The organism is Streptomyces sp. 135, from assembly GCF_020026305.1.
Classification (GTDB): domain Bacteria; phylum Actinomycetota; class Actinomycetes; order Streptomycetales; family Streptomycetaceae; genus Streptomyces.
In genome coordinates, this window is record NZ_CP075691.1 from 6,483,998 (window position 1) to 6,509,936 (window position 25,939).

12 protein-coding genes are annotated in these 25,939 nt (G+C 70.4%); 9 read left to right on the forward strand and 3 right to left on the reverse strand.

The features are described 5' to 3' along the window. Positions 1-8: 8 nt before the first annotated feature. Positions 9-908 (reverse strand): hypothetical protein, encoded by a 900-nt coding sequence (locus KKZ08_RS29235; RefSeq protein WP_223777269.1) that lies wholly within the window; start codon positions 906-908, stop codon positions 9-11. 139 nt (positions 909-1,047) lie between these two features. On the opposite strand from KKZ08_RS29235, the gene KKZ08_RS29240 reads away from it, so the two are divergent. The 9 genes from KKZ08_RS29240 (at position 1,048) to KKZ08_RS29280 (ending at position 23,207) form a co-directional block, all read left to right on the forward strand. After that, positions 1,048-2,673, forward strand: a complete 1,626-nt coding sequence (locus tag KKZ08_RS29240) for a PD-(D/E)XK nuclease family protein (RefSeq protein WP_223777270.1) — start codon at positions 1,048-1,050, stop codon at positions 2,671-2,673. Continuing rightward, a complete protein-coding gene (locus KKZ08_RS29245) occupies positions 2,670-3,866 on the forward strand; it encodes a hypothetical protein (protein ID WP_223777271.1) in 1,197 nt (398 codons plus the stop codon). The genes KKZ08_RS29240 and KKZ08_RS29245 overlap by 4 nt, the downstream gene beginning before the upstream one ends. Further along, positions 3,859-7,305 (forward strand): signal recognition particle, encoded by a 3,447-nt coding sequence (locus tag KKZ08_RS29250; protein ID WP_223777272.1) that lies wholly within the window; start codon positions 3,859-3,861, stop codon positions 7,303-7,305. Before KKZ08_RS29245 ends, KKZ08_RS29250 begins: the two co-directional genes overlap by 8 nt. A 67-nt stretch (positions 7,306-7,372) precedes the next feature. After that, positions 7,373-10,252: a DUF3962 domain-containing protein gene (locus KKZ08_RS29255; RefSeq protein WP_223777273.1), complete on the forward strand. Its 2,880-nt coding sequence runs from the start codon at positions 7,373-7,375 to the stop codon at positions 10,250-10,252. Further along, positions 10,239-14,783 (forward strand): hypothetical protein, encoded by a 4,545-nt coding sequence (locus tag KKZ08_RS29260; RefSeq protein WP_223777274.1) that lies wholly within the window; start codon positions 10,239-10,241, stop codon positions 14,781-14,783. The genes KKZ08_RS29255 and KKZ08_RS29260 overlap by 14 nt, the downstream gene beginning before the upstream one ends. 117 nt (positions 14,784-14,900) lie before the next feature. Continuing rightward, positions 14,901-16,457 (forward strand): TIGR02677 family protein, encoded by a 1,557-nt coding sequence (locus KKZ08_RS29265; protein WP_223777275.1) that lies wholly within the window; start codon positions 14,901-14,903, stop codon positions 16,455-16,457. Then, on the forward strand, positions 16,454-17,767 hold the full coding sequence (locus KKZ08_RS29270) for a TIGR02678 family protein (protein WP_223777276.1): 1,314 nt from the start codon (positions 16,454-16,456) through the stop codon (positions 17,765-17,767). Before KKZ08_RS29265 ends, KKZ08_RS29270 begins: the two co-directional genes overlap by 4 nt. Beyond that, complete coding sequence (locus tag KKZ08_RS29275; RefSeq protein ID WP_223777277.1) at positions 17,764-21,897, forward strand: TIGR02680 family protein; 4,134 nt, start codon at positions 17,764-17,766, stop codon at positions 21,895-21,897. The genes KKZ08_RS29270 and KKZ08_RS29275 overlap by 4 nt, the downstream gene beginning before the upstream one ends. Then, positions 21,894-23,207, forward strand: coding sequence for a TIGR02679 family protein (locus KKZ08_RS29280; protein WP_223777278.1), 1,314 nt, complete (start codon positions 21,894-21,896; stop codon positions 23,205-23,207). The genes KKZ08_RS29275 and KKZ08_RS29280 overlap by 4 nt, the downstream gene beginning before the upstream one ends. Before the next feature lie 723 nt (positions 23,208-23,930). Here KKZ08_RS29280 and KKZ08_RS29285 read toward each other — a convergent pair. Both KKZ08_RS29285 and KKZ08_RS29290 read right to left on the reverse strand, forming a co-directional pair. Beyond that, entirely contained in the window at positions 23,931-24,794 is an 864-nt protein-coding gene (locus tag KKZ08_RS29285) for an alpha/beta hydrolase (RefSeq protein WP_223777279.1), read from the reverse strand. 90 nt (positions 24,795-24,884) lie between these two features. After that, positions 24,885-25,889, reverse strand: a complete 1,005-nt coding sequence (locus tag KKZ08_RS29290; RefSeq protein ID WP_223777280.1) for an NADP-dependent oxidoreductase — start codon at positions 25,887-25,889, stop codon at positions 24,885-24,887. Positions 25,890-25,939 lie beyond the last annotated feature (50 nt).

The window sequence follows — 25,939 nt, forward strand, 5'->3', positions numbered from 1 at the left end:
GTAGTCGGTCAGATGGTGAAGCCGGCTGAACCGCGCAGGGCATCGTGCAGGGGCGGGGCCCCGAAGAGCTGCTGTACTTCTGTGAGTTGGCCGCGTGCGCGGTCGGCGGTCGTGCGACGCAGGGAGTAGTCCGCCTCCTGGTGCACTGCGGCCTCCGTGCGTGCTGCGGAGATCACGCGTTCGGGGTCGATTTCCTCGTCGTCGTACGCGCCGGGGATGTTGAGCGCGAAACGGCGCAACAGTTGGCGGGCTGCGCCGGAGGGCGCGTGTCCGGCGACGTCGAGCCGCAGGATCTGCTCGGCGGTGCCGATGGCGTGGACAAGGAAGTCGGCACGCGGGCTCAGTGGGCCGACGATGCGCTGCTCCAGGGGCCAGACGGATACGGCGAGGAGACCGCGGGCGGGTGTGAGCCGGTCGTGGGTGAGGGCGGCACAGATGTAGTAGGGGCGGGCGTAGCCCTGTGCGGTGAAGGACCTTTCCTCGTCCCGGCGGAGGGAGGCGAGTTTCGTCGCGACCAGCGGCTCGGTGAAGAAGGCCTGGTATACGGATGAGATCAGCTTGGGCGACGCGGGAGCGCCGAGCAGGGTGAGCGCCTGGTGCACCTGCTCGCGGACCGGGACGGCGCCGTGGGTGGACTGCTTCCCGTGGGCCTGGAGCCGGAATGAGGATGCGGTCCCGGCGGTGGTGGCAGGTGCCGGGGTCCCGGCGGGTGAGGAAGGAGCCGCGGCAGGTGGCGCGGCCCCCTCCGCCTCCTCGGCGTCGAGGGCTCGCTCCCACGCGGCCTCCGCCTCGCGCAGTTCGGCGCGGATGCGGGCGGTGGCCGCGTTGTCGCGGGCGCGTCGAGCCTCTCGCAGGAGGGCGCGCAGGCGCGACAGGCGTTCCTCGAGCTCCTCCAGCGATGCGGTCATGGGCGCACTGTATCGCCGATCCCTTTGATTTCCAAGGTTCTCCAAAGAGTTCCAAAGTTGTGCGCTACGCTCGGCGGCACGGCCTCGGGGTTCACGACGGCCGGCCTAACTCCGTGCTTCGGCCGGGAGGGGGAACGACATGACGTGCGACGTGCCGTGGCGTGTGCCGCAGTGGATGACGGGGGACGAGGGGCCGGTCCGGATCGGGCCGGGCACAGGAGGGGGAGCGGACGAGCCGCACGTCTGCCCGGCCCGCGACGCGGCGAAGGCCCGGCCAGGACTTCGGGCGCGGGTGCCGTCGCAGCTTCCCCGGGAAGAGCACGAGACCTTCACGCTCGGTCCCGTGTGCGCGGCACTGGACCGGATCGAGTTCGGCGGCGCCACGGTGGACGAGGCGCTCGGAGCCCTGTCCGGCCACCGGCCTGCTCTGCACGAGGGGCACCGGACCTACGTGGAGCACGCGGTGCGGCAGTACACGAGCCAGGGGCCGGACGCCTTCGTGCCCGTCCAGCCGTACTGGGCGGTGCGCAAGGACAATGGTCGGCGCTGGGAGCTCTACGCATGGTGGCGCCGCTACCAGTCGGCCGACGGCACGGTGCGCGAGTACCGGCGCCTGAGACACGGGGACGCCCGTGCGTCGAGCCGGGGTGAGATCGCGGTCGCCGCGTACACCGCGGCGTTCGGAGCCGACGCGGCGTGGCCGCGCCGCTGGAACCAGGAATTCGTGATCCACGGCTCTCCCGGGCCCGTCGCGAGGGTCAGGATCATCGAGATCGGCCTGGGCGACGGATCGCGGACCGTTCAGTTCGACGGAACTGCGGAGGAGGCCAAGGCGTACTACGAGGCGCACGGCGGCCCCCACGTGAGGAATGTGGTCAGGGGCGGTCCGGAGCGTCCCGGGGCGGCCTGCTTCGACTGCAAGCAGTTCACCGGGTGTGAGGCGGTGTCCCGCTCTCCGGGGGTACTGGCACTGCCCTCCCGCCGGTTACCGCTGCGGAAGGTGTCCATCAGCGACCTCAGGTACCACGCCGCCTGCCCGGCGCAGTCCCTGCTGCGCTCCCTGCACCTGCCGAAAACAGGTGAGTACAGCGACGCGGCCAAGCTCGGCCAGGCCGTGCACGGTTGGGTCGAGGCGCTCCACCGCCGCACCGGCCCCATTCCCTGCACGCGCGGTGACATGCCCCCGCCGGGGGAGAACTGGACCGCCGGCCGGTGGAGGGTCCCGGACGAGGAGGCGGAGACGGGCCGCGCCATGCTCCTGCAGCATGTGGACTCGTGCCCCTTCCAGCTCCCCGAGGCCATCGAGCGGGTCGAATGCGAACCGACCCGGGTGTTTCACGACACGGCGGCCCAGGCGCTGGTCGTGGCCAAACCCGACCTGCTCTACAGGGAGGACGGTTCCTGGGTATGGCGGGAGCTCAAGACCACCCGCACTCCTGCCCGCATCGGCAAAGATCCGTTGGACGCGTATCCGCAGCTCGCCCTGGCCGTCGTCCTGCTTGCCCAGGGGGAGCTGGGCGGTGACCCCTCCGGATCGAGGGTGGAACTGGAGGTCCTCCGTCCCGATGGATCCGACCCCCACGTCATCGACCCGATGGACGCGGAGCGCCTGGCCAAGGCGCGAGCGGTGCTCCGACGGTACGCCGGCCCCTGGCGCGAGGACCGTGCGTGGGAGGCACGGCCGGGCGGGCACTGCCACCAGTGCCCGGTCTCGCGGTGGTGCCCGAGCGCCCAAGCCCCTGCCGACGCGGAGGAGAAGGCATGATCACCCAGACCCCACCGAACTCCGGGGCAGCCCGATCCGGCCTGGTCTCCCGACCGTCCGCGGGCTCGGACGAACCCCTGCTCCGGGAGATCGCCAGTGCGCTGGTCCGTCTGTCCCGGCAGCGCGGCGTGCCCCACCCGATCTATCCGGCCCAGGTCCAGAACGCCTACAACCGACTCGTCCTGCACTGCCTGCGACACGGAGTCGAACCGCCGGGCAGCATTCCCGAGATGGTGCGCTGGGCCTGCGAACGACCGCTGACGGGCTGGCCGCTGGACCTGCCTCCCGAAGCCCGTGGGGCCGCCGGCACGCTCGTGGATCCCCAGACGAGACTGCCGCACCAGCTCTGCCTCGAGTGGGAGGTGGATGCGGCGGACCCCGCCGCAGAGATCTTCGAGAACCAGCGCATGCTGGAGGCACTCACCGTATGCCGGGCAGCAGGCGATCCTGCGGCGTACACCGCCTTCCGGTCCCTGCTGACCACCCGGCCCGTACTCACCGGCGCGGAGCTCGCCCTGCTCGGCGGGGACCCGGAGTGCGGACTCCTGCTCCACCACGTCATCAGACAGTGCTACGAACCCGTCCCTGCGACCTATCGACGCGACGGCGGGTACCAGCAGTGCGGACGCTGCCGCTGCCTGATGGTGCCACTGCCCGGCGGAGGTCACCGCTGCGAGCTGGACCGCTGCCGCCGTGACGCCACCGCCGCTGTCCCCGTTCCGGTACGTTCCGACCGCAGCGGGCTCCACCAGCTCAGCCGCCCCCTGCGGATGTTCGTCACCAGTCCGGGCCTGGCAGAGAACGACATCGGGTCAACCCTCAAGAGACGCTTCGGCATCGACGCCGAGATGTGGCCCCAGTTCGACGCGTACGACTTGCGCGTCCCGCTGCCGGGAGGCCGGTACTGGGCCGTGGACGTCAAGGACCGGGTGAACCCGGTTTTGCTCGCACGCACACTCACCCGCTTCCGGGCCGACCCGCCCTTCGACCGAGCCTTCCTGGTCGTGCCCCGCTATCGATTCCGCGAGAACGAGGCGTACGGACGACAGTTCCGCCGAAACCTTCCCGAAGATCTGGCAGGGAACATCACCATGCTCGACGACCGGACCTTCCTGCGTCTCGTGGCCGAGCAGATCGCCGACCGGACGGGAGCCGCCGGATCCCCTCGCCGCCAAGGAGACCACCATGCGTGATCGCAGCAGCTGGCACCGTCGTTGCTCCCGCCAGCTCACCGATGTATGGCCGGATGACCTCGGTGCGTTCCGGGTCGCCGATCTCCTCGATGTCGAACTGGGCCTCTATCTGCTGCAGAGCGTGGCGCCCACGCGCGCCGCACTCGACGTGTGGCCCCTCCTCGGCGGATACCCCCACAGCGAAGCGCTCGGGGACGTCCGCTCCGACGAACAGCGGCTGCGCATCCTGCGCGCCCGCCACCACCTGTGGGTCCTCAGACGCGGACACGCTTGGTCTGAGGCGCTGGAGTCGTACCTACGCGTGCCGCAGCAGCTGCGCGGATACGACCTCGAAAGCGTCGACGCGGTCCCGCGTCGACGCGTACCCGCCCGGGCAGCGCGTCGTTTCGAGGTGTTCGAAGAGCTGCTCACCACAGGACCCGAGTTCGCGACCCGCCGTGTTCCGCTCGCTGGGTCGGGCGAGCACACCTTCCGGGCCCAGGACCGGCTCCACTCGGTCGAGATCACCGACGACCTGCTGCTCGGCGCCCTTCCCAGGTCGCACGCCCTCGACGCGGCACCCGCCGGGCGCGGGGAACCCGTGGACGTGACCTGGGAAGAACTCGAGTCGGCGGCCGCAGCCATGGACGCGAAGGAGGAGGTCATCGGCGGCTCCCGAAGCGGATGGCGCGGTCGACTGAGCCGTGTCCGGTTACTCGTCCGGGACGAGGCCCTCGGTCGGTTCACGCGGGGCGAGCGCCTCAGGATCGACCAGCTGCTCCACCTGGTCGGCATGGTCGGTGCGGGCAAGTCGACCCTCCGCGACATCCTCACCTACCACCTGGTCACTCGGACGTCGCGCCGTGTCACCCTGGTCGTCGGCGACGTCGCCGAAACCCTGGCCGTCGTGGAGCTGTTCAAGCGGCTCGGGGTAGCGGCGGCACCCATCCTCGGCCACTCCACGCGAGAGCGGAACATCGGACGCCTGCACCGCCGCACCGCGGTGGCGGGCGCCGACACCATGCTGGGACACGACCACCCCGGCTTCGCATACCTGAGCAGTGCCTGCCCCGTGGACGTGCTGCGCGGCATGGAGGCACGCAGGCCCCTCGGCATCAGGGAAGCCCCGTGCCTCGGGCTGTACCCCGCTGTGGACCAGGAAGAGACCCCGGACGATCCACTGGTCGAAGCGGAGAACCCGGCCGGCCGAAGGTCGCGCCCCAAGCCCCAGCGGAAGCTGTGCCCGCTGTGGAACCGCTGTCCGAGACATCGCGGCGCCCGGGACCTCGTCGATGCCCGCGTCTGGGTTGCGACCCCCGCCGGGCTGGTGCACAGCTCCGTGCCCCAGCACCAGCACGACGAGCAGATCCGTTACCTGGAACTCGCCTGCCGACTCAGCGACCTGATCATCGTCGACGAGGCGGACCGCGTGCAGATGCAGCTCGACACCGTGTTCGCCCCGGCCAGCACCCTCGTCGGCACCTACCCGAACTCATGGTTCGACGAGGTCGCCGTCCACAAGTTCCAGCAGATGGCCCGAGACGGGCGGCTCCAGCTGTCCGAACGCGACGTCGACGACTGGACGAACGCCGTCAACACCGTGAGCGCCGCCACCGACCGGCTCTATTCGCTCCTGGTCAAGGACGGGGAGCTGCGGCAGTGGATCAGCGTCGACTACTTCAGCGCGTTCACCCTGCACAACCTGCTGATCGACAGCTGGTTCCCCGGACGGGACGCGGGCGACCAACCACCGCCCGCGGCACGGCTGCTGGACGAGGCGTTGCTGCGGTTCCGGGACGACCCCCTGCACGAGCACGAGAGCACTGGTGACGGCGACCAGGTGACCCCCCTGGTCAACACCTTCGTCCACCTGGCCCTCGAACTGCTCCACGCCCCCCAGGGCGCCCGCACCCGGGAACGGCTCCGCTCCACCCTCACTGCTGTCGTGGGCCACGACTCCGGAGTCCTCGACCGGATCGACGTACAGGCCCGACGCTTCGAGTTCACCCTGCTCCTCGCCGCGCTCCACAGCCGACTCGACTTCATGACCATCCTGTGGCCGCGCGTCGAGGCCGCACTCCACCTGGAGAACGCGTCGAACGTCCTCTCCCGCAGACCTCCGAAGGACTACGAGGCGGTCATCCCCGAATCACCGATGGGCAACGTCCTCGGCTTCCAGTTTCGCCTCACGGACTCGGAGCGCGACGGTGACCGCAGCGGTGAGCTGCGCTTCTTCCACTGCAACGGTGTGGGGCGCGAACTCCTCATGCGAATGGGCGACCTGTGTCGGGTGGACAGTCGACCCGCCCCCCACGTTCTGCTCATGTCCGCGACCAGCTGGGCCGGCACTTCCAGCCGGTACCACCTGCACGCCGATGTGGGAGCCGTGCTTCGCCCGCGGGACGAGGAGGTCGAGGCCGTCCTCGGCACCGAGTTCCGCAAGGAGTTCCTCCACTGGCCGGGCAGCGAAGGGCCGCGGCCCCTGCGGCTGTCGGGCTGCCCCCCGAAGGAACGGCCCCAGGCGCTCGTCGAGATGCTCCGGCAGCTCGCGGTTCCTGACCGCAGCCTGCCCGGCGCGTCCAGCATGCTCGACACCGAGCTGGACGAGATCCCCGACCAGGATCGACGCCGCATCCTGCTCCTCGTCGGCAGCTACGACGAGGCGCGGCGCGCGGCCGAGTACCTCAATGGGATCCCCGAGTGGAACGGCCGTGTCGTCCAACTCGTCTCGGACGACGCGGACGCCGACACCGCCTGGGCCCGGCTGCCGGAGGACCCCGCGGTGCGCACCCTCACCCGAGGTGACGTGCACTCCTTTGCGAAGATCGGCGGCGAACTCCTGATCGCGCCGCTGCTCGCGGTGGAACGAGGGCACAACATCGTGCTGAGCACGGGCAAGGCCGCGATCGGCAGCGTCTACTTCCTCGCCCGGCCCCACCCGCGGCCCGACGACATCGCCCTCGCCATCCAGTCGATCAACGATTGGGCGGTACGCCAGCTCCGGGACACCGGAAGGGTCTTCACACAGGCGACGCTCGCGGCTGCCACGCCGCACCAGGCCGCCATCGGGTTCCGTAGTCGCGCCCGCCGCCAGTGGAACCGGTACCTCACCCGCCGAATGGCCTGGTCCAGCCTCCGGGACGACGAGAAGGTCGCCTTCACCTGGGACCAGCTGGTCGTGATGTGGCAGGTGATCGGCCGCCTCGTACGTGGCGGTGTGCCTGCCAGGGTGGCCTTCGTGGACGCCGCCTTCTCACCCCGCGAGGCGGGATTCGAGGCTGTCGACACCCCGGGCACCAGCCTGCTGGCGAGCATGCGCGCCGTGCTGGCCCCCTACTTCGACGAGCCCGGCATCGTCGCTCAAGGCGCCGAAGCTCCGCCGGAACCCTCTCCGATCGACAAGTCGCTCGTCCGCGAGCTGTACGAGCCGCTCTACCGCGCCCTCGTCGACATGGGCTGAGACCGCGGCTGCCCATCCGCACCCCGAACCTGTTCACGCACCTTCCTCCGATCAGGAGACTCACAAGATGGCGTACCAGCACGTACGGACCGCCTCGTACATGCCTGACCCGGCACAGGGGCCTTTCCCCGTCCTACGGCACACCCTCTCGCTGCCCGCTCACTGGGAGGAGCCGCTCGGCCAGCTGCGTGACCATGGCCGGCCGGAAGGCCGATGGCACGGCGCACGCCGCATCCCCACCCGGGAGATCAACCAGCTGATCCGCACCACCGCCCCGGACGTCGTCACCGTGGCGTCCAACGCCACCTTCGGAACGGACTCCCCCTGGCTCTACTGCACCGAGCCGTTTCCCACCCCGGTGACCAACCTCTACGCCGCCACCTGGCTCAGAAACCTCCCCCGCCATCCCGGTGATCCGGACGCACGGCGTCTGCTCGCGGAGTGCTTCCGCGAGCTGGACACCGGAAGCCTGACCTGGCGCGCAGACACCATCGACCTGCTCGAACAACAGCCTTCTCCCGGTGGCACCGCCAAGCCCACCCGTCTGGTGTACCGACTGCTCCCCGACGAACTGGCCGCACGCATCGCACGTCAGGGTGCCTACGAGCACGGAGGCCGGCAACTCACCTTCCACCAGGTCGCCGGCGCCGGCGGCGGGTACGACGCCGGAAGCAGCAGCGCGGAACTGATGTCGTGGCCGCCGATCGAATACCGACCCGCGGGTAGGGGCGGCGAGCGCAAGCCGTCGTACTACGCGGCCACCCTCCGCGTCGGCGTGCGCACCGTCCCGTTCTCGCCGGTTCCTCGGATTCACCTCAGCGCGGGAATCCGCCGGTTCGTCACCGGAAAGGTCTGGATGCCCTTCCGCAAGGGGGTCTCGGTCTACCTACTGCCAGAGATCTCGCTCGTGCCGGACGCACCGGTGTCCCGGCGACTCTCGGTTGCCATGCTGCAGTGGCGCAACGGGACCACGGATTGGAGGCAGGGCGGCCCCAGTGGCATGCTCGCCGCCGTCGCCGCGCTCGACGGGCTCCCGTCGGTGGATCGACTGGTCAAGGAGGCCGACCACTGGATCGGGGACGGGAAGGACGGCATCAGGCTGGCGGTCGGCCACCAGGCCGCCATGGGCAGACACCCCATCGGGACCGGACTGATGCCCAGCGAACGCCGCCGTCTCATCGAGTGGGCCGAGCAAGCGCTGGCCCCCGAGTTCGTCCCCGCCCCGAAGCTCCAGCGCAGCCGGTACGGTCGCCCGCCTGTCAGACAGCTCACGAAGCGGCCCTCCATGCCAAAGAACGCCACCACCGAAGAGCTCGCCGCCCTCCTGGAACGGACGGAACGGACCGCGGCGGACAACGCGCGGGTGCGGCGTGCGGCGCTCGCCGCGACGCTGGACGGCACCGATCTCGTCGGCTTCCTGGTTCACCAGACCGACGACCAGCGGGACAGGCTCGTCGCCACCGCCGAGAGCGCGCTCGGACTCACAGAGTTTCGGCGTGAACGAGGACCGGAGACATGGGTGTGGGAGGCCGAGGAGCTCACCGTGCGGCTCCACGCCCACCCGCTGGGCGAGCTGGGATCCCCGCTCGGAGCGGAGGACCGGCCGCCGCGCGCGGGACAGGAACACGACCAGGCCATCCGTGAGCGGCGCGGACGGGTCGCCGAGGCGATGACCCGCCTGAGGGAGCAGGTGCCCGGGGCTCGGATCGCCCTTGTCGAGCTGGAAGGAAGCGAAGCGTTCCAAGGTCCCGCGAGGCGTACCGACCCCAAGTACGCGATCCGGCTCGGGTGCGCGGACGCAGGCTTGGTCACCCAGTTCATCCGCCCCCTGGACACCGCAATGGACACGGCTGACGCCGAGAAGGACGCTGCCCTGCGGGCCGAAGCGGCCTGGGCGGACGGCCTTCGTCAGACCGGGATGCGCCTGGTGCCCCAGCACACTCTCGGCGATCGCATCCCTTCCGGTCTGAACCAGGTGGCCTTCCATCTGGTCGAGCGCCGGGTCGACGGTCCCACGGGCAGGGCACAGTTCACCCCGATCGCCGTGCTGCTCCGGCCGGACGCACCATGTGTCCTCGGACGGACCGCGGACACCTCGGAGTGGATGCCCTACCCGGACCTGCTCCGGATCCTGACCGGACGAGTGCGGGGGAATGACCTGAGGACCTCGGCGCAGCAGTCGGCAGTCACGGCTGCCTTCATCAGGAGGACCCTGGCGAGTCTGCGCGGCACGCCGACCCTGGTCCTGTCCCACGCACAAGACGTGCGCAAGCGCTGGCCGTGGCTCACCAACGGCGGGCTCGAGGTGGATCGGATCGGCCTCGACGGGGGCCCCGCGCAGCGGATCGGTCTCTACGGCAAGCACCTCCGGGTCGTCAGGGTCGCTGACAGCGGCCGTGACGAGACGCCCCAGTGGTGGGCGGAACGGGAGGAGCGCGAGGAAGAGCTGGCCGGGCAACAGCGGGGCGGCTTCGGCATGGGACTGTGGGTGCCCGACGAGCCCGGAGCCCCCGGCCGCGTCTTCTACAGCACGGCGGACAAGGCGAGCACGCAGACGAAGTTGACGAACGACGACGCGAAGCTGACCCCTCACGTCAACCCCGCCGGCCGGAGCGCCCACCGGCCGACGGTGAACGCGTGGAACCCCGAGCTACTGGAGCTCACCCTGGCCTGCCTTCAGCCCGGCGACGACCCCGAGGCATGGGCTGCGTTCGTCCACCAACAGCGCATCTGCAAGGACGACTACCGGGACGTGCTCGGCCTGCCGCTCGCTCTCCACCTCGCACGGCTCGCGGACGAGTACGCGCTGCCGCACGACGAGGAGGAGGCGGTGGACCCGACGGCGGGGCCGGTCGTAGGGACCGGCGTCGAAGACGGCCCAGGGCAGCTCGCATTCGACTTCGACACCGATGAGGACGACGAGGACCAGGCACATGGGAACGCGTGACACGAAGGCGGCCGCGCGGGCCGTCGGGTTCGCCGACCGCATCTTCGATCAGGAGGAAATGCGGGACGCGAACGCCGTACCGGAGCCGGAGGGCGGTGAAGCGACGGCCGCAGCCGTCGAGCACCTGGGCAAACGGTTCGCGACACTGCCCGGGATGGTTCGCCACGCCTTCGGCCGGACCCGGGACCACGCGGGCAACCTTTCGAGTGATCCACTGCAGGGTCTGTCCGAGATCGTGCAGAACTCGGAGGATCTCGGCGCCTCAGAAGTGCGCATCCTCACCAGGGAGCGAGACCTTCTCGTTGCCCATAACGGTGCCCCGGTGCGGTTGCCGGACGTAGTGGCCCTGGCCATGCCGTGGCTGTCCAGCAAGGCGGACGAAGCCGAATCCACAGGGCGGTTCGGCATCGGGCTGATGACGCTGCAGTCGCTTTCTCCCCATCTGGAAGTGCACAGCGGCCACTACCGGGTGCGCATCGGCGATCCCTATGTCTCCGTCGCCGAACCGCTCGTCGTACCGGACTGGTTCGCGGACGACGCCTGGACCGTGCTCCGCGTTCCCTTTGCACCCGGTGCGCTCGACGCGGAGAGCGTCGACGGGTGGCTCGCTGCCTGGACCTCCGGCGCGCTGCTCTTCCTCGACCACGTATCCGACGTCACGCACCTGGATACGCAGGGCGGCGTCCGGCACCGGCTCGCTCTATCCCGGGAGCCCGGACCCGGCTTCGAGGCCGAGGTCGGCGGTGGACCGGCAGAGGTGGGGACCCACCTCGCCCGTGCGGCCACTGGGACTCGATGGCTGGTGTGCCGTACCACTGTGCCCAGTCCCTCGGGCATCGACAGGGCGCACAAGGCTGCCGGACCCACCACGACTCTCGCCGTCGCCCTCCCGCTCGGACACGGCGGTCCCGGACGGATCCACGTCGGTCTGCCGGTTCAGGAGATCGGGCCGGCCCTCTGGACGAGTGCGCAGTTCGACCCGCTCGCCAGCCGGCAGGCGCTCGACGAAACCCCGTGGAACCGTGCGCTCGTTCCATTGGTGGCCGATCTGTGGACGGCAGCCGTTCTGCGGCAGTTCCGGCAGGATCCGGTCAACGCCTGGAGTGCTGTTCCCCTGCCGGATCACGTCCGTGACGGGCGCAATCCGGCTGCTGCGATGGAACAGCGGTTGCTCGACCACGCCCGGCGTCTGGTGTCCGCGAAGCTGCTCCTGGAAGTCCCGGGGGAGGGTCTCCTCGATCTCGGATCGCTTGCCGTGGAGGACGAAGAACTCGAAGGTGCCGTGACCGAGGAGGAGGTCGCCCGTCTGGCTGATGTGCCCGCCGCGCTGCCCGGAGCGATGCGAGCCCCGGACGGCAGGTGGCGGGAGGTGCTGTCGGATTGGGAGGAGAACGGTGTCGGCGCACCGGCCCGGGTCGAGGTGTACGACACGCTGGACCTCCTTGGCGACGGGAGTCGATCACCACGAGCGACGGTCCGACTGGTCGCGCGAGTCATCGAAGCGGGTTGGAGCGGCCTCCTGTCGTCACGTGATTGGCTCGTGGACAGTTCCGGTACGCAGTACGGCATGCGCGGCTCTGTACCCGTGCTGTTCGCCGCCACTCCTCGTGGGCTGGGACTCGAACTGGGGCTCACCCGTGAGATCCACCCGGACTTTCTGGCCGACACCGACGACGCGCGGTCGGTCCGGGGATGGCTCGGCAAGCAAGGGGTACTGCTCAACGACGACGACCCGGCAGCGGTGATTCAGCGTCTCGCAGACTTCGGGGGTGCGCGAGGTGGAGCTGGGCTTGTCCTCACGGATGAGCAGCTCGTGGCGCTGCGGGACGGTTTCGCACACGTACCGGAGAGCCGCCGTGAGCTGTGGGGAAGGAAGGTCGGGCTGGCAGTGCGGCTCCAAGGCCACCGCTACACCACCGATGGAGCGCGGGAGGACGTGGAGATCACACCCGCCCGGGCCTATCTTCCGTCCGGGCTGGACAGCGCCGAGCACGACGAGAGCTTCGCCTTCGCCGCCGGCTCGACTTCCGGCCCGGCGCGGCTGCGATCGCGTTACGCCAAGGTGTTGCAAGGCGGCAGCATCGGAGCCCTGAGATTTCTCCGGTTGCTTGGTGCCGAGACGGCTCCCCGGCCGCGCAGTCATCCTGGACAGCACTCGCGGTTCGAACGAGGCGCCAGAGGACTTCCCTCAGCCTTCGCCTCGGGTTCGAAGGCGCGCACGGAAGCGCTGGAGGCTCTTCGCGCGACCTACACCCTCAACGATTACGACTGCCCCGACCTGTATGCCGTGGCAACCGATATCGCGAAGGACGACGACTCTGCACGTCGCCGACGCAGGGCGGCCGCGCTTCTCCACGTACTCGGCCGCTCATGGAGTCGCTTCTCCGAACATGCCGAGGTCGGTGCGGCTTTCGACTACCACACATGGCACGACCGAGGGCGGACGGCCGCCCTATGGCTCTGGCAACTACGCGAGGTGGCCTGGCTGGACGATCGGAACGGCACTCCGTCCAGCCCCTTCCGGCTCCGTACCCGCACCGCGGGCACCGTGGCCGTCTACGGGGACGGGGACGCCCAATTCCTGCATCCGGACATCCAGGAGCAGGCACGGCGGCGTACTGAGGTACTCCGAGCCCTGGACGTCGTCGGAGACGCCCGTACCCGCGATCTCGTCGAGTGCCTGCGGCGGCTCCGTCGTGAGGAGAAGGACGGGGCTGAACGAAACGCCCCCGCCGCAATGATCGTCTACGAAGCCCTGGCCGAGCGTGCCGCCGGAAGGGGGACTTCGGGCGGATCAGGAGAGATGCCGTTCAGCGAAGTCCTTCGTGCCTTCACCACAGGCGAAGGGCTGGTCCTCACGAACTCCGGCTGGCGGCGCCCGGGCGAGTGCCTCATCGGCGAGCCACTGTTCGGAGCGTCACGGGCCTTCGCTCCCGTGTTCACTGGTGGCGAGGCGTTCTGGACGCGGCTCGGGGCGCGTCGGCCGACCGTCGACGACGCTGTGAAGGTGATCAGGGAGTTGGCGCAGCAGGACAGGAGGGAGCGACGGAACGTTCCGGAGGGAACTACTCAATCGGTAGTCCTGGAGACCCTGAAGATGCTCCGTCGCCCCTCTGCCGTCCGGTCGGAGGAGCTGACAGCCGGGCGGCTGGGAAGACTTCCCCTGGTCACGAGCAAGGGATGGCTTAGCAAGCGGCCTGTGTACGCGGTCGAGGACCCCATGGTCGCCGACGGCTTGGGCCGTGACCACGCCGTGTGGCGGCCGGGAGCAGAGCTGGATCAGTTCCGTCCACTGGCCGGGGCCCTGCGCCTCACGTGGATCGGAGTGGAGCAACTCAGTGTGCACAGCTCCACTGTCGCTTCGCACGATCCGGACGCGACGGAACTGGTCCGCGCGGCTGTCACCCATCTGCGCGAGGACCTGCAACGCAACGCCCCGGAGGTGGCCCGCGGCCTGGACGGCTCCTGGGACGGACTCGCGACACTCACTGTGAGCGTGGCACCGGACCTGATCTGCCGGGTGGAACTGTCCGGTACTCCGGTGGAAGTATCCGTCGACGCCGGTGTCGACTGGGCTTCCAGCACCCTGTACGTCCGTGACCTGTCAGCGGTGAACCGGCCCTCTGCGGGCGGTGCTTCGATCGCCGCCAAGTTCCCTGGACACCGCAGGGCGGCGGCCCTCGCCTGGACCGCCGCGTGTGACCGGGCGGAGCGGGGCCGCACTGCCGTGGACCTTAGCCTCGCGGAGGATCAGGTCCGCCGTGAACAGGAAGCCGCCGTCGCCGAACGCGATCGCCGGCTCATGGAGATGCGGGAAGAAGCGGACCGACGCGGCCGGACGAACGGACGGGAAAGGCGTCCGGTTGCGGGAGCCCCGTCGACGATCAGTGGCCGGGCGCCCGCACTACCCGCGATCCCGCACGGCCGGGGCCCCTCCGTCCCCGCCGTGCGGCCCCCCGCTTCGTTCCGCCGACTGGTGGATCCCGCCACCCTCCGTCTCGTCGTGGACCGGGGAAACCTCACGGCACCGCAATCCGGGGCCGGGCCCGCGACGGGCACCGCCCCGAAGAAGGGCCCGGTCGGCCTGCCCCAGCCCCGGTCCGGCTCGGCCGTCCCCCAGCAGCGCACCGCCGCACGTCCCTATACGGCCGTGGAGCAGGAGAAGGCGGCACTGGACCTCGTACGCCGGGCTCTGGCGCTGGACGAGACCGAGCTGCGTGACCTGAGGGCTCAGCACGGTTTGGGGGCGGACGCAGTGGACGAGCTGGCCCGGTTCTACGAACTCAAGACGTACGGCGGTGCCGAGCCGGACACGATCCAGCTCACCCCTGCGGAGTTCCAGCGGGCGATCGAAAGCGACGATTTCTTCCTTGTGGTCGTCTCCGGTTTGGAGGCCGGAGCCGCACCGGTCACCGTACGGATCATCCTGGAGCCGTTGAAGCACCTGCCCTACCGTCCGAGCAGCAACGTACTCGTCTCCGGCATCCGGGGCGCGCAGAGCCTTGTCTACCCGTTCGAGAGCACGGAGTAATCCTCGGCCGTGACTGCCATGAGAATGATGACAGCGACTCGAGAACGTGATTTCGGACCGCCCCTTAACGTGGGCGCCGAAGTGCCGCAGGGGTGGCGGCGGAGGGGACGTACCAGCATGCGCAGGGTTCCGCCGGAGATGTTCCGGTTCACCACGGGGGAGACGGCCGACTTGAACGGCGCCGTGCTCGAGGCTTTCGGGGTGGCCGGCGAGCACCTGGAGACCGCGCTCGGGCTCGACGGCGTACGGGAGCGGCTGCGTGCGGTGGGCTGGGTCTCGGACCTCGAGGACGAGGAACTGCACGAGACGCTGAAACGGCTGGTGAAGTGGGAACTCCTCGACGTGGTCCACAACCACGCCCAGAACTATCGCACGGCCGAGGAGTACGAGCGGCGCAACCTGCACTACTCGCTGACCCGCCGGGGCGAGGCCGCGCTCGCCGGGGTGAGACACGCCCTGGAGGTGCTGGCCTCCACAGGAGCGCTGCAGACCGCGGTGCTGGAGGCGATCGCCGACCGGCTCGACGAACTGACCCTCCTGTCAGGCGAACCTGCCGCGGCCGACCGACGGATCTTCAGCACCCTGCGGGAGCTGGAGGGTCATCTGGAGGGTCTGGTGGAGAACACCAAGGCCTTCAACGGCCAGTTGCAGAGGCTCCTTCGCGCCGAAGGAGTGGATCTGGACGTGTTCCGTGAGGTGAAGGCCGCCACCGTCGCGTATCTCCAGGAGTTCCTGGTCAATCTCGACCGGCGCGGCGAGACGGTGGCCGCCGCCGTGGCCCGCGTGGAGGAACGGGGCATCGCGGTGCTGCGTGAGCGGGCCCTGCGCGGTGCCGAGCTGCCTCCGGCCCCGGGAGAGGACCCGGCAGCCGGCTGGCTGGAGAGCCGGCGGGCGCGCTGGGCGGGGCTGAGGGCCTGGTTCCTGCCGGATGACGGGGCGCGCCCCCGGATCGAGCAGCTGCACGACATCGCCCGGCGCGCCATCGTCTCCCTCCTGCAGGTGCTGGAGCGGATCAACGAGTCCCGGCGCCGCCCCTCCAGCGCCGTACAGGACTTCCGCGAGCTCGCGCGCTGGTTCGCTGCGGCTCCCGACGAGGAGGACCTGCACCGGCTGTGGTCGGCCGCCTTCGGCCTCGGCCCGGCCCGCCATGCCCACCTCGCCCACCCGGACCCGGAGCTGATCCCCTCGTCCCACTCCTGGTCCGAGGCGCCGCCGGTACAGGTGTCGGCCCTGCTGAGGACCAGCGGACGGACCGAACGCTTCACTCGTACGGCCACGGTGCGGGACGTTGCGGCGGTCAGGGCGGAACGCGCCGAGCGGGCCCGGGCGGAGCGAGCGGAGCTGGCACGCGCCTGGCAGGCGCTGGAGACGGACGGCCCGGTACGGCTCTCCTCTTTCAGCACCCTCGACCCCGCGGCCTTCGACCGTCTCCTCGACCTGCTGGGTCGGGCGCTGGCCGCCCGGCCGGACGCGGGTGGCCGGCGACGGGCCACGACCGGCGACGGCCGGGTGGAGGTGGCGCTGTCGCCGCCCCCCGACGGGCGCACCGCCGTACTGCGTACCGTGCAGGGGACGATGGCAGGACCGGACTACGTCATCCACGTCACGGCCGTGGGTGGGGCGATCTCCTTCCCGGCAGTCCGCGCCGCCACGGGGCAGGAGGCCGCAGGATGAGCACCCTCGCCAACCAACTGGCCTCCGCCGAACGGGAGGAGGTCGCCCGTGCCATCCGCCTCCTTCTGGCCCGCCCGCTGCTCACCGAGGCAGCCGACCCGACCGGTTTCGATCTGGTGCGCCGCCGCCGTGACCCGCTGACTCGTTGGTTCGATTACACCTGCGGCTGGAATCTGGTCGTGGAGCCCCGCCGGGGCTACGCCCGCCTCACCAAGGTCCGCGTCAACCCCGACGGCTCCCGCCCCGCTCGCCGGGCGCGTTCCGGCCGGGCCCCGTTCGACCGCCGACGGTACGTCCTGCTGTGCGTGGCCGCCGCGGAGCTGCTGTCGATGCCGATGACGACCATCGGCATGCTCGCCGACCGCGTCGTCCAGGCCATGGCGGCCGACCGCGCGCTGGCGGGGTTCGACCCGGTCCACCGGCCGGAGCGCATGGCGTTCGTCGACGTCCTGAAGCTGCTGGAGTCGTACGACGTACTGCGTGTGGTGGACGGCACGACCGAGACGTACGTCGACTCCGCGGAGGCGAAGGTCCTCTACCGCGTGGACAACACGCTGCTCATGCGGCTGCCCGCCGCACCGGTCGGCGCCTCCCGGCTCGCCGTGCCTCCGGAGGAGGTGCCCGCGCGGTTCGAGGACCTCCTTGTCGGCCTGGTCAGGGAGCGCCGCTACGGAGGCGCTTCTGCCGACGGGACAGCCGACGACACGCACGCCGAGACCACCGCGATCACGGACGCCCAGCGCAACCTGAGGCTGCGCCACTCGGTGCTGCGCCGCCTCTTCGACGACCCCGTGCTCTACCGGGCCGATCTCGCCGACGACGAGCTCGCTTACGTCACCTCTTTGACCGGACGCCAGATCCTGCGCCGCTCTGTCGAACAGGCCGGTTTCCTCCTGGAGGAACGGGCGGAGGGCTTTCTACTCGTCGACCCGGACGCCATCGCCACCGACGTCCGCTTCCCCGACGACAGCTCCACAGCCCGAGTCGCCGCGCTGCTCCTCCTCGCACCGCTCTGCGCCACGCCCGCGGGCCTGCTGCCCGAGCAGCTGGCCGAAGCCGGAGCGGAGCTGCTGCGCCGCTTCCCGGGCTGGGCCAAGGCGTACCAGTCGGAGGAAGGCCCGGCCCGCCTTGCCGACGACGCCGTACGGATCCTGCTCGACGTCGGCCTGGCAGGCAGGGCCCGAGACCGTGTCGTCGCGCGACCGGCCGCGTACCGCTACCGCCTGACGGAGACCACCGGCCCAGCCCCGAAGAACGATCCGCTAGCCGTGACCACCGCCGGCAGCGTCGGAGAAGGAGACAAGCAGTGAGCGTGACGGAACTCCCCCTCCAGCGACGGCCCGAGGAGACCATCGAACCGTCACCCGTTCACGAGGCGGACACCGGCCGCGGACGCTGGCAGCCCCATCGCGCGGGCATCCTCAACGTCTGGCGCTACTACGACGAGACCTTCACCTTCCACCAGGGTCGCCTGCTGCTGCGCGGTCAGAACGGCACCGGCAAGTCCAAGGCCCTGGAACTGCTGCTCCCCTTCCTCTTCGACGCCAGCCTCCGCCCCAACCGCCTCTCCACGTTCGGCGGTTCGGAGCGCACGATGCACTGGAACCTGCTCGGCCAGGGAGCGTCCGGAAAGACCCGTGTGGGGTATGTGTGGATGGAGTTCCGCCGCGTCGGAGACGACGGCACCGAGCACTGGTTCGGCTGCGGAGCCCGCCTGCACGCGAGCGTGCACACCACCACGGCGCACGCCGACTACTTCACCACCACCGCCCGGATCGCCCACCCCGACGGGGTTCACCTCGTCAACGACACCGGACAGCCCCTGACCAAGGCGGCCCTCACCGAAGCCCTGCGCGACCGCGGCGAGGTACATCCGGCAGCCATCGACTACCGCGCCACTGTGCGGCGCGAACTCTTCGGGGGCATGGGCGAGCAGCGGTACGAGTCCCTGCTCTCCGCCTTGCTCCAGCTCCGCCAGCCCAAGCTGTCCGAACGGCTCGACCCCTCCCTCCTGTCCACCCTGCTGTCCCGCGCCCTGCCCCCGCTCGGCGAAGGAGAGATCACCGAGCTCGCCGAGGGCTTCGAGCGCCTGGACCGACAGCGGGACCACCTCGACCGGCTCGACGCCGAGGTGACGGCCGCCGAGAACGTCGCCTCCCGGCAGCGCGCCTACGCCCGTCGGGTCCTGCGGGCCGGCGCGGCAGCGCTGATCTCTGCGACCACCGAGATGGACGACCTCACCCGGAACGCCCGCGTCAGCGCCGAGGAGTACGAGAAGGCGTGCGAGGAGCGCGCCTCCACCCTGGCCCTGCGCGAGGAGCTGGAACTGCGGGCGCACGCCTTGGACGAGATCATCGAAGGGCTTCGGGAGAGCGACGCCTACCAGAAGGGGGAGGAGCTCGACCGGCTCCGCCGCGGCACCGAGGAACAGGTCGCGGCCGCCGCGGAGCTGCGTACCGCCGCCCGGTCCGCCGAGGCCGAGGCGGAGGAGGACCGGAAGCACGCCGACGAGGTCGCGGGACACGCCCGCTCGCGCGACGAACACGCCCGCGCGACTGCGGACGAGGCACACCGCTCGGCCCGGGCCGCAGGCATGGAGTCCATTCACCACGAGGTGAAGACGATGCTGGACGCGGAAGGGGAGGTGAAGCCCCTCGGCAACGAGTCGGCGAACACCCCGGTCAGGACGGGGAGCAGGCGGTCCGATGCTCCTGGCACCGCCGCCCGCCGACTGCTCCGGGGCGCGGTCACCGCCCGACGGCAGCAGGTCGCCGACATCACCGACGCGATCGACGCCCACGACCGGGCGGTACGCGACCGGGGTACCGCCGAGGGCCTGCTGGACGAGGCCCGAACCCGGCTCGCGGACGCGATCACCCACCGCGACACGACCGCCGCCGCCTGGGACGAAGCCCTGGCAGCCCAGGCGGAGCGGCTGCTCGCCTGGGCCCGGGACTGCACGGAGCTGCGCATCCCCGACCTCGATGAACTGGCCGCCAGGGCGGCCGTCGAGGCAGACGTGCGCGAGCTGGTCGAAACGGTCGCACGACCGCTGGACCAGGAGATCACCACGGAGCGGGCCGGAGTCCGCACGGCGCAACAGGGGTTGGAGCAGGAACGGGACCTGCTCGACGCGCGGAGGCGCAAGCTCAGCGGCGAGACCGATCTCCAGCCCGTCGCTCCACCCACCCGCACCACCGTCCGCACGGCTGCGGCGGGCGCGCCGCTGTGGCGGCTGATCGCCTTCCACGAGGACGTCCCGCTCCCCGTACAGGCCGGGGTGGAAGCGGCACTGGAGGCGTCGGGCCTCCTGGACGCATGGGTGAGCGCATCCGAAGGGCTCACCCTTCCTGGGCACGACACCCGTGTCGAGGTCGGCCTCGCCACGACCGCCCCCGGCTCCAGCCTGCTGGACGTGCTGAGGCCCGAGGAGGACATTCCCGTACCGGCCGGCACGGTGACCCGCATCCTCGCCGGCATCGCGTACGGCACCACCCTGCCCGGCGGTCACCCTGCGGCAGTCTCCTCCGACGGCGCCTGGCGCCTCGCGCCGGCCACGGGTTCCTGGAGCAAGCCGGAGCCCGCCCACATCGGAGCCCTCGCCCGGCAGCGGGCCAAGCAGCGTGAGATCGCCGAACTGACCGAGCTGATCGCCGAGAAGGACGCCTCCCTGGCCACCCTCGCCGACCGGCTGCGGGAACTCGGAGCCCGCGCCGCCCGGCTGGCGGAGGACCGCACCGCCCGGCCCGACCACCGGGAACTCGACGCCTGCCGACGGGACTGGGACCGGGCCGAGGAGAAGGTGGCCGCCCGGGACGACGCCGTGCGTGACGCGACCGAGCATCTGGCCGCACGCGAGGGTGACGTGGCCGGCGCGCTGCGCACGCTGAGCCGCAGGGCCGCCGAACACGGACTGCCCACGGACCGCGACCGGCTGCGCGAACTCGGCCGCGACGTGGAGAGCTTCCGCGACCTCGCCGATGCCTGGACGGACGCCCGCATCGACGCGATCGCGGCCGCTGAAAGGGCTGGTGAGACGGCCGCACGGGCGGACCGGTCACGCCTTCGCGCGGAGAAGCAGACCGCCGACGCGGCCGCTGCGGAAGCGAAGGCGGCTGGTATGACGGCACGCCTGAAGGCGGTGGAGGAGACGGTCGGCGCGGACTACCGGCAGATCGTCGCGCGCGTTGCGGAGACCCGTGCCGAGCGGATCCGCTGCGGCAAGGAAGCCCGCCAGGCAGCCGAGCTCCTCCTGGGCCTGGAAGGCCGCATCGGAGAGCTGAGGGCCACCAGCGGCCAGGACGCCGACCGGCAGGAGAAGGCAGTCGAGGCCCGCGACGGCGCGGCGCGGCGGTTCCGGCACCTGTGCCTGATGGGTCTGGCCGAGGACGCGGGCGTCGTACCCGAACTCGACGCCGGGGACGGTACCAAGGCCACTCTGGAGGCCGCGCGCGCCATGGCGGCACGGTGGCCCCAGGTCCCGCACGCCCCGCGCCACCTCGGAGACGCTGCCACCCGCCTCTCCGAAGCCGTCCACGAGGCCCGCCGCCACCTCGGCGTCCGCGCCGACCTGGAGCTGGAGCCCGACGACGACGTCCAGCTCTTCACCGCCACTCTGGAGGGCGTCCGCGTCGGGGCGACCGGTCTGCTCGCCGCGCTCACCCAGGAGCGCGACCGCAGCCGCGAGGACATCAGCACCGCCGAACGGCGCCTCTTCGACCAGATCCTCACCGGTGACATCCGCCGCCACCTCGCCGCCCGCATCCGCCGGGCCGGCGAACTCGTCGCGCACATGAACGGGCACCTGGAGCGGGTCCGTACCGCCTCCAACGTCGCCGTCCAGCTCGTTTGGGACGTCCGCCCGGACCTCCCCGACAGCACCCGCACCGCCCGCCAGCTGCTCCTGAAGGATCCCGGTCGGGTCACCGAGTCCGACCGGGAGGCCCTGCACGCCTTTTTCCGTGCCCGCATCGAGGAGGCCAAGGGCAGCGACACGGCCGCGAGCTGGGAGGAGCACCTCGGCGAGGTGCTCGACTACACCGCCTGGCACACCTTCACCGTCCGCCTCGACCGGGCGGACGGGAGCGGCTGGCAGCCCCTGACCAAGCGGCTGCACGGCGCGCTCTCCGGCGGGGAGAAAGCCATCGCACTGCACCTGCCCCTGTTCGCCGCCGTCGCCGCCCACTACGAGGACGTGCCCCTGGCCCCCCGCCCGATCCTCCTCGACGAGGTCTTCGTCGGCGTCGACACCGTCAACCGCGGACAAGTCTTCGCCCTGCTCACCGCACTCGACCTGGACCTCATGATCACCTCCGACCACGAGTGGGGAAACTACAGGGAACTGCCCGGCATCGCCGTCCACCAACTCCTGACCGACGGAGACGACGCCGTCACCAGCGCGCGCTTCGTCTGGAACGGCACCGGAATGGAGGAAGGATGACCTTGCGAGATCACCCCGTGTCCGGCGGGACGACCTCTCGGGAGCATCTCGCGTCGGGTGACGCGACCCTTCGCCGCCCCGAACTCCATCCCGTCTGGCAAACGGTCCACGACCGTCTCTCCTCCGGCCGCCCCGTCACACGCGTACGCCTCGGACTGCTGGACGAGACCCAGCGCGAAGCCCTCGCAGACCTCCTCGGCCTGGACCGCCTGCCGAACCCCCGGCCCTCCGTCGCCCTGGCCCGCCTGGAGGAGGCCGTCACCGAGCTCTGCGGCCGCACAGTACGAGAAGTCGTCGCCGAACTCATCGGCCCGCTCGGCGACAGAGCCGGTGAACGCCGCCGCCAGGAGGACGAACGCGCCGGTCTGTGGGCCTGGCTGGCTGGTCACGACACGGTACGGGCGCAGCCGGTGCTCGCCGACTGGGCTGCGTCCTGTCGAGCCGCGGGATTGGTCGGCGGCTCGGCGGAACGTACCCGTACGCTCCTCACCGACACGCTCAAGGTGCTCGCCGAACTACCGGGCCAGGCCGAACCCCTGCCCGTCTTCGCCGCCCGAGTCCTGAACGGCCACGCCCACGCTCTCGACGACGGCGCACCCGTCTCCACCCTCGTCCTGCGTGCCCTGGCGACTCTGTACGACATTGCTCCGCCGCAGTCCGCAGCGGAACGGCGCGCCCTGTGGTCCCGCGCTGGCGTCGCCGACGACGAGCTGTCCGCCACCGTCATCGCCGGCGGACTGCGCCCCGGCGGCGACGGCCTTCTCGCCCGTGTGGCCCGCCTGTGCACGGAGGCCGGCCAGGCCGCCAGCCTGACCCTCGCCCACGTCAGGAACCCGGGCGAGCTCACCCTGCCCGCCACTCCTGCCCCACTCGTCGTCCACGTAGTGGAGAACCCCAGTATCTTGGCCCTCGCCCTCCGTCGCTTCGGCTCCAGCTGCCCGCCGCTTGTCTGCACGTCCGGCTGGCCCAACAGCGCAGCTATCCAGCTCCTGCGCCTACTCGCGGACCAAGGCGCTGCTCTCCGTTACCACGGTGACTTCGATGGCGAAGGCATCCGCATTGCCGCATACGTCATGGAGAAAACAGGGGCGCACCCCTGGTGCATGACGGCGGCAGACTACCGATCCGCGATCGTCCGCAACGCGCACGGTCCTCGACCGGGGCGCATCACCGGAGCACCGTGGGATCCCGAGTTGGCCGAAGCCATGGCGGAGCACGACATCGCCGTGGTCGAGGAGCTGGTAGCCGATGTGCTGTTGGAAGATCTCGCTGCTGCGGCTCGCCAGGAGCACCCCGCTGGCTGTCCGTGACGCTCATTTGACGCTCCAAGCGACCGAAGGGGCGCTCAGAGGAGCCGTATACCGGTGCTGACCTGCGGCTATGACGACTGCCGTTTTGCGTGACATCTTTCCGATGACCTCGCACGTGGAGTGCGTGGCAATTCTCGAGTCCGCAGCAAAGGGCCTCTGACCTGCTGATATATTAATTCCACAGGTTGCGGGCGGGTCGTGCCGACATGTTGCCGCAGGTCCACCGTGTGGAGCGTGCTGCGGGTTCCCGCCACGTGTCTCACCTGCGGTTTCGCAGCGGGGGCGTGCGCCGAGAACACTCCCGTAAGGGACGGGTTCGGGAAATGCCCTGACGTTCGTTCGACGCTGTTTCTGACGGCGCGTGAGGTGGTCGTCCTGGATCAGCTAGCGTGGGTCGATCGACTTGTCGGGCTTGACCTGCCGAGCAGCGCGTCGGCCTCGAGGTTCCATGTGGTGAGGTGCCGTCCAGGGGACGGGGAAGCTGGTCAGCCTGGGGCGGGCGCGTGGGTGAGCCGGTCGAGGGCTGGGGTGATGTGACCGGGCCAGTGCCGGGCCAGGCGGAGGATTCACCGACGGCCGGTGGTGACGAGCTGTCCGGCCGTGGTCAGCAGGCGAGCCGCAGTCGGCGGGGCTCCCAGAGCGGTGGCGATGTGTGCGGACTGATTTCCTGGTGCCGGTCTCGCTGAGCGCAGGGCAGGGGCCATGGACCTGTCCGGCGGCTGGCTACCGTTCCAGGAATTCGAGCGCCCGCGGGACGAATCTGTCGTGGTACTGGAAGATCCCTCCGTGTCCGGCGTCGGGGTAGAGGGGTTCCAGTTCGCCCTGGGGCAGCCGGGCCGCCAGGTCGACGGTGTTGACGCTCGGGACCATGCGATCGCTCTCGCCGTTGGCCACCAGGACCGGTTGGTGGATGCGCGACAGATCGGCCGGTGCCTGGCGGCCCCAGCGGTGGATGGCCTTCAGCTGGGCGCGGAACGATGAGAGCGAGATGGCTTTGTCGCGGTCGTTCGTGCGTTCCTTCAGCCGGTCCAGGAAGGCGTGGACCGCCCGGCGGCCACCCGCGGTGTCGGTGAAGAAGAGGTACTGCTTGGGGTCCTTGCGGGTCAGGACGGCCTTGACGGTGTCCTTGATGGTGAGGCTTGTGACCTTGTCGATGCCGGGGCCTCCGGCGGGACCCGTGCCCGCGAGGATGAGCTTACGTACAAGATCGGATTCTTCTGCCGCGATGACCTGGGCGATGAAGCCGCCCATCGACAGGCCGAGCAGGTCGACGCTGTCGTACCCGAGGGCCCGGATGAACAGCACGGTGTCGCGAGCCATCGCCTCGATCGTGTCGGGTGTGGAACCGCCGGACGCGCCGACGCCGCGGTTGTCGAAGGTGATCACGGGGCGCCGGGCGGCGAGTCCGTCGACGACGCGGGGATCCCAGTTGTCCAGGACTGCGGACAGGTGGTTGAGGAGGATCAGGGGTACGCCGTCGTCCGGGCCGAGCCGCCGGTAGGCGAAGGTCACGCCACGCACCGACACGGAGCGGTTCGGCGTGTTCTTGTACGACATCGGGGCGGGTGAACTGGACGGTGTGCTCATGGCCGGGTCCTGAGGTGGTGGGGGGGGAGTGGGGCGTGCAGGGTCTTGTTGCTGTCGGAGGTGACTGGCGCCTGGGACTCGTTTTCACCCTTACGTCATCGCGACGACGACTTTGCCGGCCTTTGCTCGTCCCCTCTCGACGTATTCCATGGCCTGGAGGGTTTCTTCGAACGGGAAGACGCGGTCGACGACGGGGCGGATCTTCCCGGCGTCGATGAGGGGGGTGAGTTCGCGGAGTTGGGCGCCACTGGCCTTCATGAACAGGAAGGCGTAGGTGACGCCGAGGCGCTTGGCCTGGCGCCGGGTCTTGGCGCTGAGGGCGGTGATGGCCAGGCGCAGGACCGGGTTCGCGCCGAGCTCGTGGGCGGTGGCCGGGTCGGGCGGGCCCGCGACGGAGATGGCCTGGCCGCCGGGCTTGAGGACGCGCAGGGACTTGGCGAGGTCCTCGCCGCCGAGGGAGTCCAGGACGACGTCGTAGCCGTGGAGGATTTCGGTGAAGTCCTGTGTGCGGTAGTCGATGACTTCGTCTGCGCCGAGTTCCTTGACCAGGTCGACCTTGGCGGTGCTCGCGGTGGTGGCCACGTATGCGCCCAGTGCCTTGGCCAGCTGGACGGCGATGGAGCCGAGGCCGCCGGCGCCCGCGTGGATGAAGACCTTCTGGCCCGGCTGCACGCGGGCCCGCTCGACCAGTGCCTGCCATGCGGTGAGGGCGACCAGGGGGAGGGAGGCGGCCTCGGCCATGGTGAGGGTGGCCGGTTTGGGCGCCAGGTCGTCCTGGTGGACGGCGATGAGTTCGGCGAAGGTGCCGATGCGGTCCTTGTCAGGCCGCGCGTAGACCTCGTCGCCCACGGCGAAGCGGTCGACGGACGATCCGACCCCAACGACGGTCCCGGCGAGGTCGTTGCCCAGGACGAGCGGGAGACGGTAGGGCAGGATCGCCTTGAGGTCACCATTGCGGATCTTCATGTCCAGCGGGTTGACGCCCGCCGCGTGGATCTTGACCAGGACGTCGTCGGCACCTACCTGGGGGTCGGGTGCTTCGGCGGCGCGCACCCCGGCCTGGTCGCCGTACTTCTCGACCATGAAAGCCTTCATCGTTGTCTCCGTTCCGTTTCCCGTCCGTGAAGGTCAGGGTCTCGCTCGCC

Excerpts from the sequence above, each read along its gene's own strand:
- KKZ08_RS29255 (WP_223777273.1), top strand. The coding sequence starts at position 7,373 with ATGGCGTACCAGCACGTACGGACCGCCTCGTACATGCCTGACCCGGCA.
- KKZ08_RS29290 (WP_223777280.1), bottom strand. The coding sequence starts at position 25,889 with ATGAAGGCTTTCATGGTCGAGAAGTACGGCGACCAGGCCGGGGTGCGC.
- KKZ08_RS29245 (WP_223777271.1), top strand. The coding sequence starts at position 2,670 with ATGATCACCCAGACCCCACCGAACTCCGGGGCAGCCCGATCCGGCCTG.
- KKZ08_RS29250 (WP_223777272.1), top strand. The coding sequence starts at position 3,859 with ATGCGTGATCGCAGCAGCTGGCACCGTCGTTGCTCCCGCCAGCTCACC.
- KKZ08_RS29240 (WP_223777270.1), top strand. The coding sequence starts at position 1,048 with ATGACGTGCGACGTGCCGTGGCGTGTGCCGCAGTGGATGACGGGGGAC.
- KKZ08_RS29265 (WP_223777275.1), top strand. The coding sequence starts at position 14,901 with ATGCGCAGGGTTCCGCCGGAGATGTTCCGGTTCACCACGGGGGAGACG.
- KKZ08_RS29285 (WP_223777279.1), bottom strand. The coding sequence starts at position 24,794 with ATGAGCACACCGTCCAGTTCACCCGCCCCGATGTCGTACAAGAACACG.
- KKZ08_RS29235 (WP_223777269.1), bottom strand. The coding sequence starts at position 908 with ATGACCGCATCGCTGGAGGAGCTCGAGGAACGCCTGTCGCGCCTGCGC.
- KKZ08_RS29270 (WP_223777276.1), top strand. The coding sequence starts at position 16,454 with ATGAGCACCCTCGCCAACCAACTGGCCTCCGCCGAACGGGAGGAGGTC.
- KKZ08_RS29280 (WP_223777278.1), top strand. The coding sequence starts at position 21,894 with ATGACCTTGCGAGATCACCCCGTGTCCGGCGGGACGACCTCTCGGGAG.
- KKZ08_RS29260 (WP_223777274.1), top strand. The coding sequence starts at position 10,239 with ATGGGAACGCGTGACACGAAGGCGGCCGCGCGGGCCGTCGGGTTCGCC.